15 protein-coding genes are annotated in these 14,182 nt (G+C 67.9%); 7 read left to right on the top strand and 8 right to left on the bottom strand.

Annotation, left to right across the window (positions count from 1 at the left end; translation table 11 throughout):
- Positions 1-82: 82 nt before the first annotated feature.
- A complete protein-coding gene (locus OD750_RS24370) occupies positions 83-847 on the bottom strand; it encodes an aspartyl/asparaginyl beta-hydroxylase domain-containing protein (RefSeq protein ID WP_263541225.1) in 765 nt (254 codons plus the stop codon).
- Positions 848-983: 136 nt separating this feature from the next.
- Positions 984-1,487 (bottom strand): GreA/GreB family elongation factor, encoded by a 504-nt coding sequence (locus OD750_RS24365; RefSeq protein WP_263541224.1) that lies wholly within the window; start codon positions 1,485-1,487, stop codon positions 984-986.
- 280 nt (positions 1,488-1,767) lie between these two features.
- On the opposite strand from OD750_RS24365, the gene OD750_RS24360 reads away from it, so the two are divergent.
- The 3 genes from OD750_RS24360 (at position 1,768) to OD750_RS24350 (ending at position 5,409) form a co-directional block, all read left to right on the top strand.
- The gene (locus OD750_RS24360) at positions 1,768-2,514 is read left to right on the top strand and encodes a transporter (protein ID WP_263541223.1); all 747 of its coding nucleotides are present in this window, start codon (positions 1,768-1,770) and stop codon (positions 2,512-2,514) included.
- A gap of 131 nt (positions 2,515-2,645) precedes the next feature.
- On the top strand, positions 2,646-3,983 hold the full coding sequence (locus tag OD750_RS24355; protein WP_263541222.1) for a M28 family metallopeptidase: 1,338 nt from the start codon (positions 2,646-2,648) through the stop codon (positions 3,981-3,983).
- A 115-nt stretch (positions 3,984-4,098) separates the two neighbouring features.
- Positions 4,099-5,409, top strand: a complete 1,311-nt coding sequence (locus OD750_RS24350; protein ID WP_263541221.1) for a M28 family metallopeptidase — start codon at positions 4,099-4,101, stop codon at positions 5,407-5,409.
- Positions 5,410-5,454: 45 nt separating this feature from the next.
- Here OD750_RS24350 and OD750_RS24345 read toward each other — a convergent pair whose 3' ends face one another.
- On the bottom strand, positions 5,455-5,880 hold the full coding sequence (locus OD750_RS24345) for an OsmC family protein (RefSeq protein ID WP_263541220.1): 426 nt from the start codon (positions 5,878-5,880) through the stop codon (positions 5,455-5,457).
- A gap of 220 nt (positions 5,881-6,100) precedes the next feature.
- Between OD750_RS24345 and OD750_RS24340 the strand changes: the two genes are divergently transcribed.
- From OD750_RS24340 to OD750_RS24330, 3 genes are all read left to right on the top strand, one after another.
- Positions 6,101-7,180, top strand: coding sequence for a transposase (locus tag OD750_RS24340; protein ID WP_263541219.1), 1,080 nt, complete (start codon positions 6,101-6,103; stop codon positions 7,178-7,180).
- Positions 7,181-7,658: 478 nt separating this feature from the next.
- Complete coding sequence (locus OD750_RS24335) at positions 7,659-8,204, top strand: isochorismatase family protein (protein ID WP_263541218.1); 546 nt, start codon at positions 7,659-7,661, stop codon at positions 8,202-8,204.
- Positions 8,194-9,147 (top strand): GlxA family transcriptional regulator, encoded by a 954-nt coding sequence (locus OD750_RS24330; RefSeq protein ID WP_263541217.1) that lies wholly within the window; start codon positions 8,194-8,196, stop codon positions 9,145-9,147. The genes OD750_RS24335 and OD750_RS24330 overlap by 11 nt, the downstream gene beginning before the upstream one ends.
- On the opposite strand, the gene OD750_RS24325 is transcribed toward OD750_RS24330, so the two are convergent.
- Positions 9,133-10,614: a S41 family peptidase gene (locus tag OD750_RS24325; protein WP_263541216.1), complete on the bottom strand. Its 1,482-nt coding sequence runs from the start codon at positions 10,612-10,614 to the stop codon at positions 9,133-9,135. The genes OD750_RS24330 and OD750_RS24325 overlap by 15 nt on opposite strands.
- A gap of 83 nt (positions 10,615-10,697) precedes the next feature.
- Entirely contained in the window at positions 10,698-11,816 is a 1,119-nt protein-coding gene (locus OD750_RS24320) for a helix-turn-helix domain-containing protein (RefSeq protein WP_336407585.1), read from the bottom strand.
- Between the two features lie 148 nt (positions 11,817-11,964).
- Here OD750_RS24320 and bla point away from each other — a divergent pair, with 148 nt between their 5' ends.
- The gene (gene bla, locus OD750_RS24315; protein ID WP_263541214.1) at positions 11,965-12,867 is read left to right on the top strand and encodes a class A beta-lactamase; all 903 of its coding nucleotides are present in this window, start codon (positions 11,965-11,967) and stop codon (positions 12,865-12,867) included.
- A gap of 48 nt (positions 12,868-12,915) precedes the next feature.
- Here bla and OD750_RS24310 read toward each other — a convergent pair whose 3' ends face one another.
- The 3 genes from OD750_RS24310 to OD750_RS27550 form a co-directional block, all read right to left on the bottom strand.
- Entirely contained in the window at positions 12,916-13,320 is a 405-nt protein-coding gene (locus tag OD750_RS24310) for a serine hydrolase (RefSeq protein WP_336407580.1), read from the bottom strand.
- Entirely contained in the window at positions 13,284-13,622 is a 339-nt protein-coding gene (locus tag OD750_RS27455) for a serine hydrolase (RefSeq protein ID WP_336407579.1), read from the bottom strand. Before OD750_RS27455 ends, OD750_RS24310 begins: the two co-directional genes overlap by 37 nt.
- Positions 13,623-13,812: 190 nt before the next feature.
- Positions 13,813-14,022, bottom strand: coding sequence for a SymE family type I addiction module toxin (locus tag OD750_RS27550; RefSeq protein ID WP_425508260.1), 210 nt, complete (start codon positions 14,020-14,022; stop codon positions 13,813-13,815).
- Between the last annotated feature and the right edge of the window lie 160 nt (positions 14,023-14,182).

Raw genomic sequence — 14,182 nt, 5'->3', positions numbered from 1 at the left:
GCGGCTCCGGCTCCTGCCGGATCTGTCAGGCGCCGCGTCGCGCGGCGCTTGCCGTCATGTCAGGTGTCTCAGATCTTCGGATTCACTGCTTGCCGCTGTGCTGGCGTTCCCAACGATCGAGATTGGCCTTGGCTTCCTGCAGCTCTGGCGTCAGCGGCGCGAGAAACAGGATCAGCCGGTTGAGCCACTTGACCCAGCCGCGCAGCGGGCGGTCGAAGTCGACGAACAGCACGACGCGGCGGCCGTCGGTATCGTTGTGCACTTCGTGCGGGTACATGTCGTCGATGACGAGCGCCTTGCCCTCGCTCCAGTTGCACAGCGTGTCGTCGACGCGTATCCAGCAGCGTTCGCGCGGCTCGGGCACGATGAGGCCCAGATGCAGCCGCAGCACGCCGTTGTACGGGCCGCGGTGGCGCGGGATGCGCTTGCCGGGCGAAAGGATCGAGAACATGCCCGTGCGCAGCCCGGGAATTCTTTTCAACGCGGCGGCCGTGCGCGGGCAGCGCCGCATATTGATGTCCGAGCGCAGGCCGTAGCCTAAGAACATGAATGTCTTCCACTGATCGTCGGTCGTGATCGTGCGCACTTCCGGCGTGATCTCGTGGAACGCGGGAATCACGGTCTCGGCGCCGAGCACCTCGTCGAGTTCGGCGCGGATCGCGCGCCAGTCGGCTTCGATCGCCTCGATCCACGGAAACGCGGCGTTGTCGAAGACCGGGTGATCGCCGACCAGCGAACCGGCGACGATCTTGCGTTGCGCCCATTCGACGAAGCGGTCGAACTGGCGTGCAGTGAACGAGCGCGGGGCGCTCGACTTGTCGTAAAGAATCGGATCGGTCGAGTTCATTGCGGAATTTTGCCGCGCCGCCCCGGGGTGGCGCCAGTCACGGTTTTCGGTGTAGGGCCGCGCATGGTGCGACAGGACGCGGCGCCCCGCGACACGGCCGTACGCCGGCGTAAACCCGCGGTTCATCTTTGCGGCGTCAGGCCGGCTCGTCGGCGAATTCGATCGCCAGCACCTCGACCGCGAGATCGCCGGCCGGCCGCTTCCACACGACGCTGTCGCCGACGCGCGCGCGGTCGAGCGCGCGGGCGAGCGGTGAGATCCAGCTGATGCGGCCGTGTTCGGGATCGGCCTCGTCTTCGCCGACGATGCGATAGACGAGTTCGCGGCCGTCGTCGTCGACCACGCGCACGATCGCGCCGAACGACACGCGATCGTGCGGCTTGCCGGCCGACGTCACCGGCATCGCCGCGCCGATGCGCGCGTCGAGCCAGCGGATTTCGCGGTCGATCTGTGCGCGCTCGAGCCGCGCGTCGACCGCGTCGGGATCGATCGCGGCGCGGCGCTGCGCGGCGTCGGCGCGTCTGGCCTCGAGCAGCGCGAGGCCGCGCGGCGTCACGTAGTTCGGATGCGGCGACAGCGGCAGCTCGGGCAGGTCGAACGCTTCGTCGCCGTCGCCGTCCTTGACGAACGCGCGGCTCATGGCGAATGCGGAAAGGTTGAAACGTCCATCAGCGCATAGTAGCGCCGCCGCGCGCGCATTGCGTAAGGTCGGCCTGGCGGTATTGGGTTTCGGGACACCCGACGAATCACGATGGGGTTTCGGGACACCCAACGAATCACGATGGGGTTTCGGGACACCCGACGCGGGTTTAGGGACACCCGAGGGGTTTCGGGACACCCAACGAATCATCATGCGGGGCCGCTATGCGGGCTTCGGGTCCGCTCCGGGACATCCAACGAATCAAGACGCGGGGTCAGACATGCAACGACGCTACCTCGCCGCGCTCGTCGCGGCATTCGCGGCCACGACGGCGCACGCCGACACGCCGGCGTTCGACCGGCCCGGCATCGCGTTCTCGACGACGACGCTGCCGCGCGGCGGCGTGTCGTGGGAGCAGGGGCTGCCGGATTTTCAACGCGACGACGACGGCGGCACGCGCGCCACGCAGTATGCCGCGAACACGAACCTGCGCATCGGGCTCGCCGACGGCGTCGAAGTGCAGGTGTCCGGCTCGCCGTTCAACGTCGCGCACGTGCGCGGCGCGCCGACCGAGCGTGGCGGCGGCGACAGCGGCGTGGCGGTGAAGATCGCACTGCCCTCGCGTGCCGAAAAATTCTCGTGGGCCGTGCTCGCCGGCGCGACGTTCGACACCGGCTCGCGCGCGTTCACGAACGGCGACACCGAATATAGCCTCGCGACGACGTTCGGCTACGACCTTTCCGATGTCGTGTCGTCGTCGCTGTATCTCGCCGCCAGCCGTTCGGGCGGCGAAAGCACGCGTGCCTGGTCGCCGGGCCTCGGCTTTACGGTCAGCGAGCGTTTCGGCGCATTCTTCGAAGCGGGCTTCGAGTATCCCGAACACGGCCCGGCAACGCGCGTCGCCGGCGGCGGCGTCACGTGGATGGCCACACCGCGGCTGCAACTGGACTTCTCGATGGACTTCGGCGTCAACGACGCTGCGCCCGACGTCCAGGGCGGCATCGGCTTTTCGCTGTATTTCGAATAGTCCCGCGCCGGATCGCGACCATACGTTGGAATAAATTGAGGAATTGCCACAGTCGCCGCCGCTCCCGGGCGGCTACACTCGGCCTGTTACGACTACTGCGCGGACCGTTCATGTTGACAGCGATTCCCCTGATGCTGAGCCTGCCCGTGGCAGCAGCCGCGGCGGGCGACGACGTGCTCGTCGTCGACATCGGCACCGCCGACAACGCGCGCGTCGAAGCGCTCAAGCACGGCGACGGCGTGCGCTGGTGGCTCGAACTCGGCGACCGCCTCGTCGTCGGCGGCGACCGCGAACCGATGCTGAGCCTTGCCGGCAAGCGCGACCTGCTCGGCGAACTGTCGGCCGTCGCGCCCGGCGACCTTGCACTGCGCGCGCGCGGCTGCGCCGAACATGCGGGCGACGCCGGTACGCTGATCGCGCGCGGCGGACGCTGGGAACTGCGCCGCTTTGCCGCGGGCGAAGCCAAGCCCGCGTTCGTCACCGACGCGCACGGCGGCTGGCGCGCGTTCACGCCCAACACGGTGATCTCGCGACAGTACCGGCTCGAAGGCATCGCGCCGGCCGCGGCCGATCCGACGATCCAGCCGATCGTCGACGCGATCGACACGCAGCGCTGGTTCGCCGACGTCACGACGCTCGCGAGCTGGGATCGATCGAGCTACGGCACGACGTCGCTGACCGCCGCGCGCGACTGGATCGGCACGCAGTTCGCCGGTCTCGGCCTTGCGGTGACGAAGCCGACGTTCTCGATGCCCGGCACGAGCGGCACGATCACGCGCAGCAACGTCGTCGGCACGTGGACCGGCACCGATCTGCCGAACGAATGGGTCGTCGTCGGCGGGCACTACGACTCGCGCAATCAGACCGCGTCGAGCACGACGAACACACCGGGCGCCGAGGACAACGCGACCGGCTGCGCGGGCGTCATCGAAATGGCGCGCGCGCTCGTGCCGAACCGGCCGCGGCGCAGCGTGGTGTTCATGTGCTACGCCGGCGAGGAGCAGAGTCTTTACGGCAGCAAGGCGCACGTCGCCGAACTGCAGGCGAACGGCGACCTCGCGAAGGTGAGGTCGGTCGTCATCATGGACATGATCGGCTACAGCGCGAACAACGTGCTCAACGCCGACTACGAAACGTATGCGACGCATTCTGCCTATATGAACAAGTTCGCCGCCGCCGCGGCGACGTACGTGCCGGCGCTGCAGGTGACGCTGAGCACGAATCCGTTCGGTTCCGACCACATGCCGTACCTGGGCGCCGGCAAGCCGACCGTGCTCGCGATCGAATCGGACTACGACGTCTATCCGCACTACCACAAGAGCACCGACCTGCCGGCCAACATCGGCCCGAACGCGCAGGCGATGGGCGGCGCGATCCTGAAGACGAACGTCGCGGTGCTCGCGGACGAAACCGGCACGACCGCGCAGCCTGCGGTCACCGATCGGATCTTCGAGGACGGCTTCGAATAAGCGCGTCGCGCCGCGCGATCGGGCGGCGACGTATTCTATTTTTGCGAAATGTATCATACCGTACGGTGTTCACATCGGTAGACTCGGCGGCTCCAGCCACGCAACAGGAGTTCGCATGCTTGCCGCTCTTGCCTTGATGTTGAGCATTCCCGCCGCCGCGAAGGGCGATCACGCCGCCGTCGTGGACATCAGTACCGCCGATATCGCCCAGGTCGAAGCGCTCAAGCACGGCGCGGGCGTGCGCTGGTGGCTCGAACTCGGCGACCGCCTCCTGATCGCCGGCGACCGCGAACCGATGCTGCGCCTGGCGCGCAAGCGCGACGTGCTCGGCGAAATCGCCGACGTCGCGCCGTCGCAGTTCGCGCTGCGCGCGCGCGGCTGCAAGGAGCACGCGGTCGAAGCCGGCAAGCTGATCGCGCGCGGCGGCCGGTGGGAGCTGCGCCGGCTCGGCGCGAACGAGAAGATGCCGTCGTTCGCCGGCGACGCCGAAAACGAGTGGCGCGCGATCGAACCGAACACCGTCGTCGCGCAGCAGTTTCGGCTTTCGGGCATCGCGCCGGCGCCGCGCGTCGCATCGGTGCAGGCGGTGGTCGACGCGATCGACGCGCAGCGCTGGTTCGGCGACGTGACGACGCTCGCCGGCTGGAGCCGTTCGAGCTATGGCACGACGTCGCTGACGCAGGCGCGCGACTGGATCGGCAACCGCTTCTCGTCGCTGGGCCTGACCGTGACCAAGCCCGCGTTCTCGATGCCGGGCTCGGGCGGCGGCACGATCTCGCGCACGAACGTCGTCGGCACGTGGACCGGCACGACGCTGCCGAACGAATGGATCGTCGTCGGCGGCCACTACGACTCGCGCAATACGAATCTTTCCAGCACGACGAACGCGCCGGGCGCCGAGGACAACGCGACCGGCTGCGCCGGCGTGATCGAGCTCGCGCGCGTGCTGGTGGCGAACCGGCCGCAGCGCAGCGTGCTGTTCATGTGCTACGCGGGCGAAGAGCAGAACCTCTACGGCAGCGCCGCGCACGTATCGCAGTTGCGGCAGAGTGGAAATCTGGCGAAAGTGAAGTCGGTCGTGATCATGGACATGATCGGCTACAGCGCCGACAACCGCCTGAATGCGGACGTCGAAACCTACAGTCGCTACAACACGTACCTGCAGAAGTTCGGCGCGGCGGCGGCCACCTACGTGCCGGCGCTGAACGTGACGCTGAGCACCAATCCGTTCGGCTCCGACCACATGCCGTACCTGCAGGCGAACAAGCAGGCGGTGCTCGCGATCGAGTCGGACTACGACATCTATCCGCACTACCACAAGAGCACCGATCTGCCGGCGAACATCGGCCCGAACGCACACGCGATGGGCTCGGCGATCCTCAAGATGAACGCGGCGGTCATCGCCGGCGAGGCGGGGTTGAACTGAAAGCCCCGCGCCTGCCGCGCCGTCGGGCGCGGCAGGCGCGATGGGTTACTGGACGAGCGTCCAGTTCAGCGTGATCTCGGCGTTGAACAGTTTCGAGACCGGGCAGCCTTTCTTTGCGCCGTCGGCGATCGGGCCGAACGCCGCGTCGTCGAGGCCCGGCACTTTCGCGGTCAAGGTCAGCGCCGAGCGGCTGATCTTGAAGCCGTCGCCGTCCTTTTCGAGCGACACGACCGCTTCGGTCTTGAGTTCATCGGCCGTATGCCCCGCGCGTTCGAGCGCGAACGCGAGCGCCATCGTGAAGCAGCCGGCGTGCGCGGCGGCGAGCAGTTCCTCGGGATTCGTGCCGGGGCCGTCCTCGAAACGGCTGCCGAAGCCGTAGTTCGCGTTCGACAGCACGGTCGACTGCGACGTCAGCGCGCCTTTGCCGTTCTTGCCGTTGCCGTGCCATACGGCCTGAGCCTTGCGATTCATGCTGCATCTCCTGCGGCGGGTGGGGAGTCCAAGCCTAGCCGTTCAAGATGAAAAGTACACACCCGTTCGGGTCAGGCTGCGCCGGTCGCTGCGGTAGCGGTCGCTTCGGCGAGCGGCGCACTCTCCGATATTGGACACCCAAAATCTGCCGATATCGGACACCCGATATTGGACACCCGGATCTGCGTGCTCGAACACCAATCAATCACGGACACCCAACATGCTGATTGTGCAAGACCCGCACCCCGTAAGTCCGATGTCGGTGGCGTCGCAATCGGAGGAATCCCAGCCCCGCACCAGCCGTTCGCCGATGCTTTCGGCGCGACGCGAGTCGACACTGCTGCGCATGACGATCGCTCGCCGATACATCGTGGACGCGCAGGCTTCCGGTACCTATCACGTCGTCTCGCGCTGTGTGCGCCGCGCCTTGCTTTGCGGGCGCGACCCATTGACGGGCCGCGATTTCTCGCATCGCAAGAATTGGATAGAAAAGCGAATCTTCGCGCTCGCCGCACGTTTCGCGATCGGCATCTACGCGTATGCCGTGATGAGCAACCACGTTCATCTGGTCATTCAGACGAATCCGGCCTCCGCGGACGCGCGGGACGCGGTGGATGTTTTGCGTCGCTGGTTCTCGGTGTCGCGTCGCGCCGGTGATACCGAGGCAACGATCGAAGCGCGTGCGCAGGCATCGGCAGGCAACGAAGCGCGCATTGCCGAGTATCGCGCGCGCCTCGCGAGCCTGAGCTGGTTCATGCGATTTCTCAACGAATCGATTGCACGGGCCGCGAATGTCGAGGATGGCTGCACGGGACGCTTCTGGGAGGGCCGGTTTCGCTGTCAGGCGCTGCTCGACGAAGCGGCCGTACTGAGCGCGATGACGTATGTCGATTTGAATCCTGTCCGGGCCGGGAACGTTGCAACACCCGAAGCGGCGGAGCACGTTTCGTTTCGGCGAAGAAGTGACGACATGCGGCGGCGCGCACCGGACGAGCCGTTGTCGACCGTTGCGGGAGCCGGTCCCGCGCTTGGCGTAAGTGCACGCGAATACCTGCTGCTCGTCGACGAAACCGGGCGGTTGTTGCATGCGGGGAAGCCCGGTGCCATCGATCGATCGCTGCCTTCCGTCGTCAAACGCCTCGGCCTTTCCGAGAACGCGTGGTTGCTGCAAGTGCGAGGAACGCAGTCGCACTACTGGCGCGCGATCGGGCTCGTCGACGCGATGGTCGACAAAGCTGCCGAACTCGGCCAGCGATGGTTGAAGGGACTGGCGTTCGCACGTCGGCTCGAGACGATCTGAACCGGATTCCGTGACGTTCGGCCAGTGAATTCGCCCTCGTCGGCGCGCTCGCGCTGGCCACGATATCGGTCGAGGCAATGGTGTCACCCTTCGCGAGAAAATGCCGGGCGCCACGATGCCGGCTGTCTGAGATATGGCTTTCGTCAGCGACGAAAGTCGGGTTGCCCGGTCTCCGCCTCCCGGTTTTCAGGTGTCCAGTTTCCGCGCGGTCTCCGTGCGGTTTCCGGGGGCCAGTTTTCCGGTGTCCAGTCCCCGGTCTCCGCACAGTTTCTGGGTGTCCAGTCTCCGCAGTTTCTGGGTGTCCAGTCTCCGCAGCCTCCGGCTTTCCCTGGAAAGACGAGTCCGGGCGAGGGCACGGCGATGGTTAAATACGTTCGACAGTATTGGCCCGATCCGTCCCCTCCGCGTCCCCTGCAGTGCTCGCGGCGCCAACCTCAGGGCGGTATCGTGGCCGCACTGTCCCACACTGGAGCGCACCGTGAGCCGCAACACCGCCTTGATCGTGATCGACGTACAACAGTCGTTCGAACAACGTCCGTACTGGTCCGAAACCGACCTGCCGGCATTCCGCGACAAGCTCACCGCGCTGATCGATGGCGCCGTCGCGGCCGGCATTCCGGTCGTGCGCGTGCTGCACGTCGACGCCGACGGCTCGTTTCGCAAGGAGTCCGGATTCGTCCGCCCGATGGACTGGGTGCCGCCCGCGCACGACGTCGTGTTCGAAAAAACCGTGCACAACGCATTCACCGACACCGGCCTCGACCGCTGGTTGCGCACGCGCGGCGTGACGCGCGTGATCGTCTGCGGCATCCGCACCGAGCAGTGCTGCGAGACGACGACGCGCGTCGCGTCCGATCTCGGCTACGACGTCGACTTCGTCACCGAAGCGACGCTGACCTTCCCGATGACGCACGCGCGCACCGGCCGGGTTTACGATAGCGCCGACATCAAGGCGCGCACCGAACTCGTCCTCGCCGGCCGGTTCGCGCGCATCGCCACCGTGGAGGAAGCGCTTGCCGCGTGACGTCTGGTTCGTCGTTCCGCCCGACCTCGTGCTGCTCGACTTCGCCGGCGCGGCGGAGGCGTTTCGCCTCGCCGCGCAAGACGGCGTGCCGCTGCAGCTGCGCTATGCCGCGACGGGCGAGGGCGCGGCGAGCACGTCGCTCGGCATCGGATTGACCGGCTTCGGCGCACTGCCGCCGACGCTCGCGGCCGACGACATCGTTATCGTCTGCGGCGCCCGCGGCAACGGCGAGGTGCTCGGCACGCGCGGCGGCAGGCAGATCGTCGCCTGGCTGCGGGATGTGGTCGCGCCGTCGGGCTGTCTGCTCGCCTGCATCTGCGCGGGCGCGCTGCTCGCCGGCCGCGCGGGCCTGCTCGCCGGCCGGCGCTGCACCACGCACCACAGCCTCGTGAATCTCCTGCGCGAGGTCGCGCCCGACGCCGACGTGCTCGACAGTCGCGTCTTTGTGGAAGATGATGGATTGTTCACCAGCGCCGGCATCACGGCCGGCATCGACCTCGCGCTGCACCTGATCGCCTCGCTCGCGTCGCCGCGACTGTCGGCCGAAGTGGCGCGCGAACTCGTCGTCTACCTGCGCCGCGCGCCGGACGATCCGGCGCTGTCGCCGTGGATCGAAGGCCGCAATCACATGGACGCGCGCGTGCATGCGGTGCAGGACCAGCTGATCCGCGAACCCGAGCGCAACTGGACGCTCGACGAACTCGCGCGTGCCGGCCATATGAGCGTACGCACGCTGACGCGCCGCTTTCGCGAGATGGCCGGCGCGTCGGTGCACGACTACCACGCGCGGCTGCGCGTCGCGCTCGCACGGCAGGCGCTCGCGGCCGGCGCGAGCGTCGAAGCCGCCGCGATGCAGGCGGGCGTCGGCTCCGCGCGGCAGTTGCGGCGCCTGTGGAGCGCGCACGCGGCCGGCACGCCGGGGGAGGCGTCAGCGCGGCGCTGACGCGGCGTCCAGCGCTTTGCGCACCGCGTCCATTTCCACGTCGCGGCCGCTCGCGATGTCGGCCGGCGTGGGCTGCGTGGCGATGTCGGGCTCGATGCCGGCGTCGGGCTGCGGCGTCAGCGGAAACTGCCCGACCAGCGGCAGGTCGAGTTCGATGCCGGTGTTGGGCAGCCGTACGAAGAAAAACCCGCTGCCGTTGATGCCGCGCCGGTTGCCGCCGGTCGTCTGCCCGACCAGTCGCGCGAGGCCGCTGCGCTTGACGCTGTCGGCGAATTCGAACGTCGCCGAGCTGTTGGTCGCGCCGACCAGCGCGAACACGCGGCCGGCATAGCGCGGCGCAATCGGCGCGATCGTGCGGTTGCCGGCGTTGCGGTCGTTGTCCGCGAATTGGTACCAGCCGCCTTCGACCGGCTGCACGCGCTCGCCCCAGTCCTTGAATGATTTGTCCCACGTCGAAAGATACGGCAGAAATTCATCGGCAACGCGGCGATAGCGCACGCGGTGCAGATATCCGGGCAGCGCCAGTTCGCGCTCGACGAGGTGCGCGATCAGCACCTGGCCGACATCGAGGCCGCCTTCGTTGCCGCGCACGTCGACGACGAGCGCGCGCACGTCGCGCCGCACGAGTTCGGCGAAGGTGTCGCGCAGCCACGCGCGCCAGTCCCACGTGCTTTCGTACAGCGCCCAGGTGGGCATGCGCAGCACGGCGATGCCGTCGTCGCCGATGCGCAGCGTCCACGGCTGCGCGCCCTCGGCCGGCGCGAGCGCCTTGTGCGCGGCCAGGCGCTGCGCGTAGGTAAGCGCGGTCACGGTCACGCGGCGCTCGCCGCTCGCGTCGCGCACGCGCAGCGCGTACGTCGTCGCCTGCGCGAACTTCGGATAGACCAGCGGCAGGAAAATGTCGAACGCCTCGTATTCGTCGTCGCCCTGGACGCCGAGGTAGGCGATGCGCTTGGCATCGTTGTGGCCGTCGGCGCGCGCGAGCGGCATGAGCCGCGCGAGGATTTTCTTCGCCGGCACGCCGCCGATCGCCAGCACTTCGGTGCCGGGCGGCAGGGCCGCCTCGCGCGAGAAGTCGCGCGTGACGATCATGCGGCCGTCGATCCACCGGAAATAGAACGGCACACGCGGCGGGGCGTCGAGCAGCGCCTGCCGGACCGCGTCGGACTGATTGTAGAAGTTCGCGTAGGTGTGCCCGCAGCGCACGGTGGCGGCGAAACGCGAGAACGCCAGGTACGCCGAGGCCAGCGACTGCGGCTTGTCCAGGTCGCGCCGCAGCGTGGCGAAGCGCGCGGCCATTTCGTCGGGCGTGTTGTAGCGGTACAGGCCGGGGTGCAGGGTTTCGTAGATGCGCTGCAGCAGCGCGGCGTCGGCCTGCAGCGCGGCGGGTTCGAACGGCGGCGGGGCGGCGGGCACGGGGCAGGCGATGAACAGCAAGATCAGGCAGAACAGGGTGCGCAGGAACATCGGTCGTCTCGTCGATGAGGTGCGCGCAGGCTGCCGCGGGACGGCCGGTGCGTCGTCGCAGAATCGACGAACGCCGCGAAAATTCACGCGTTGCGACGCGCCGCCGCGAGTTTTTGCCGGTATTCGCTCGGCGTGCCGCCGGCGTGCGCACGAAACGCGCGGTTGAAGCTCGCCTTCGACCCGAATCCGACGGCGAGCGCGATCGCGAGGATGTCGCCGTCGCCGGCCAGCAGCCCCTGCGCGGCTTCCACGCGCTGCCGGTTGATGAAGTCGCTATAGCGTTCGCCGAGCCCCTCGTTCAGCGCGCGCGACAGGTACTGCGTATTCGTGCCGAGCCGGCGCGCGAGATCGGCGAGGTCCAGGTCGGACTCGCGCCACCAGCCCTCGGCGGCCACGCGGCCGGCCCAACGCCGGCCGAGCGCGGCCCAGTCGTGCGCGGGGGCTTTGTCTGCCGCGGCGTGGTCGGCCGCCGGTTCGCGCACGGCGGGTTCGGGCGCGCGCATCGGCGGATACGTCACGCCCGCGTGGCGCCAGCCTTCGATGCCGAGGTAGTACACGAGCAGCGCGAGGCCCACGTACAGCGGAAAATCGTCGAAGTACGAAAGGCCGATCGTGACCTCGAACCCCTGGTGCACGATCAGCGCGACGGTGACCAGCGCCATCGCGCCGAGAAATCCGCGCAGCCAGAACAAGTGGAAATCTTCGCGCGCCGCGCTGTTGTCGACCAGCCAGCGCTGGTACGTGCGCGCGTGCCGCCACGCAGCGATCCAGTAGGCGATCAGCGATACGTCGAGCGCGAGCTTTTCGATCTTGTCGACGATCGGAACGTGGATGTCGTCGTCCCACTGCGACTTGTCTGCCGTCGACAGCGTGAACACCGCCGTGTAGTAGGCGCCCTGCACCAGCACCGGGATGAAATGCCGCCACCAGCCCGGCGCGGCCTGCGCGGCGCCGAGGTAGCGCACATAGCCGTACATCAGCGGGCCGAACGCAAGCGTCCAGCGCAGCGGCGCGAACGACAGCCACGGATACGCATCGTAGAAGCCGGCGTAGCCGATCGTATACGGCGTGATCAGCAGCACCACGGCGACGAGCAGCAGCGCCAGGCACCGGTTCGCCACGCGGTTGCGCGGTGCGCGCGCCAGCAGCCCCGCCACGACGAGGCCGTGCGCGCTCGCCAGCAGCAGCAACAGGCTCCACACGCCGATCTTGATCATGGGTGCGGTTTTATCATGCGCCGGTGTCCTGGCGGCACGTGGCGATTAGCTTTGCTCATGCGGTGGATCAGATAACCTCGCTCGCCGCATCGGTGCCGCGCATCGATACTCCTCGCCCCCAACGGAGGCCATCATGATCGACAGACGACACTTCTTGCGCATTGCCGGCGGCACGCTGGCGCTGGTCGGCGGCGGCATCGCGGCGGGTGCCGCGTGGGCGAAGCCGGCGGCGGTAAAAAAGGGAATATTGTCGACCGAAAGCATCGCGCAGATCGAACGCGCGAGCGGCGGCCGACTCGGCGTTGCGGTGCTCGACACGCAGACCGGCGAACGCTTCGCGTATCGCGACGGCGAGCGCTTCGCGATGTGCAGCACGTTCAAGTTCCTGCTCGCGACCGCGGTGTTGAAGCAGGTCGATCTCGGCCATGAACGGCTCGAACGCCTGATCCCGATCGCGCAGAGCGACCTCGTGCCGCATGCGCCGCTCGCGGAAAAACGCGTCGGGCAGGGCGCGACGGTGCAGGAGTTGTGCGAAGCGACGATGATCTTCAGCGACAACGCTGCGGCGAACCTGCTGCTGCCGATCGTCGGCGGTCCGGCGGGCCTGACGCGCTTCGCGCGCGACATCGGCGATACGGTGACGCGCCTGGACCGCGACGAACCGGAACTCGGCTCGGCGATACCGGGCGACGATCGCGACACGACGTCGCCGCGCGCGATGGTCGACAACCTCGAACGCATCGTGCTCGGCAAGATCGTCGACGCCGCGTCGCGCGAACGCGTGACGGGCTGGCTCAAGGACAACCGCACCGGCGACAAGCGCTTGCGTGCCGGCTTGCCGAAGGGCTGGGCGGTCGGCGACAAGACCGGCGCCGGCGCGAACGGCACGACGAACGACATCGCGGTGATCTGGCCGACCGGCCGCAAGCCGGTGCTGATCGCGGCGTATCTCACCGAAACGAAGCTCGATGACGACGGGCGCAACGGGGTGCATGTATCGGTCGCGCAGGAGTTGGCGAAGGCGCTGGCGGGTTGAGCGCTGTCGCGACGGGAACGCGGCACATGTCGCGTCCCCGCTGAACGGTCACTGCGGCTTGCAGACCGTCGCCGGATCGGCCTTGGCCGCGTCGGCGCCCCACAGGCAGACGATGCGATCGAGCGCCAGGCCGCTGCGCGAGTTGCTCAGGAACACGATGCCGTCGCGCGACTGCGGTCGCATCAGGAACCTGGCGCGGAATCCCGCCTGGTTGCGCCCGTCGTGGCCGACCGCGACGCTGCCGTCGGCCAGTCGTTCGATGAAATGTCCGAGTCCGTAGACCGCTTCGCCGGGCGCGCGTTCGGCGTCGAGCGGTGCGGGTGTGTACATATCCACCAGTTGCTCTTTGGACAGAACGCCGCCGCCGCCGTTCATGCCGGCGGCCATCCACTTCGCGAGATCGTTCACCGTCGTCGTCAACGTCGACGGCGCCCGTTCGACGTAGTAGCGCATCGGAACCGGGAGATGAAGACCGTATCGGGCGTCACCGGTATCGAACCCGCGTGATCGGCGTAGCCGAAGCCTTTCGCGTACACGAGCCTGCCGTCGACGATCAGGCCGACCGCGGCGCCCTTGATGTTGGCCGTTTTCATGATCGCGGGCACTTCGGTCTCTACGACGGCGGCGAACGGCGGCGGCGCGGCCGGCGGCTTGGCCGCGGCGGTGAGGCTGCCCGCGAGTGCGAGTGCGACGAAGGTTCGCATCGGCGGGACGATGCCAAGCGTGTTGCGGGTGATGCGTAGGGCGCTCGTCATGGGCTGGCTGGCTTCCGATCGGTAGAGGGCGCACGGCGCAACCTCGCGGTTGCGCGAATGCGGGAAAGAGAGTCCGCCGTGTCGCGGATGAGGAGCGGCGTTCGGGCCGGCTTGGGATGCGGCGTGCGGAAGAAGGGTTGAAGCGGCATGCGCGGAAGCCTCGACGCGCGAGGCTTCCGCGGCGTGGGCGTCAGGCGAGGGTGATGACGAGACGGCCGGGTGCGGCGTGGATCGTGACGAGGGCGTTCGGAGAGAAACCGGCTGCGGCGAGCCAGTGGCCGCGAAGCCGAAGGTAGGGGACTTCGCATTCGGCGGTGCGGTAGCCGGCGGGGTAGTGGGCCGTACCGATGCGAATTTGCTTTGTGGAAGGTTTGCGTGAGGTAGGATTGCGCTTAGCCATATGCCACCTGTATGTAAGTGGGGTGTGGTTAGCGAACGGCGTGGCTCGAACCCGCGCCGTTCGCGCTCTGCCTTCCAGCGATTGGTCGCTGTGGGCGACCTTTCAGAGCGCCGCGCGCAAGGCGGTCAAGGATTCGGTTTTGTCGAACTCGCGCAGTCCT

Origin of the sequence: Tahibacter soli (assembly GCF_025717065.2) — a bacterium.
Taxonomy (GTDB): domain Bacteria; phylum Pseudomonadota; class Gammaproteobacteria; order Xanthomonadales; family Rhodanobacteraceae; genus Tahibacter; species Tahibacter soli.
The sequence above is the reverse complement of the archived record's forward strand: the minus strand, read 5'-3'. Positions and strand labels throughout refer to the sequence as shown.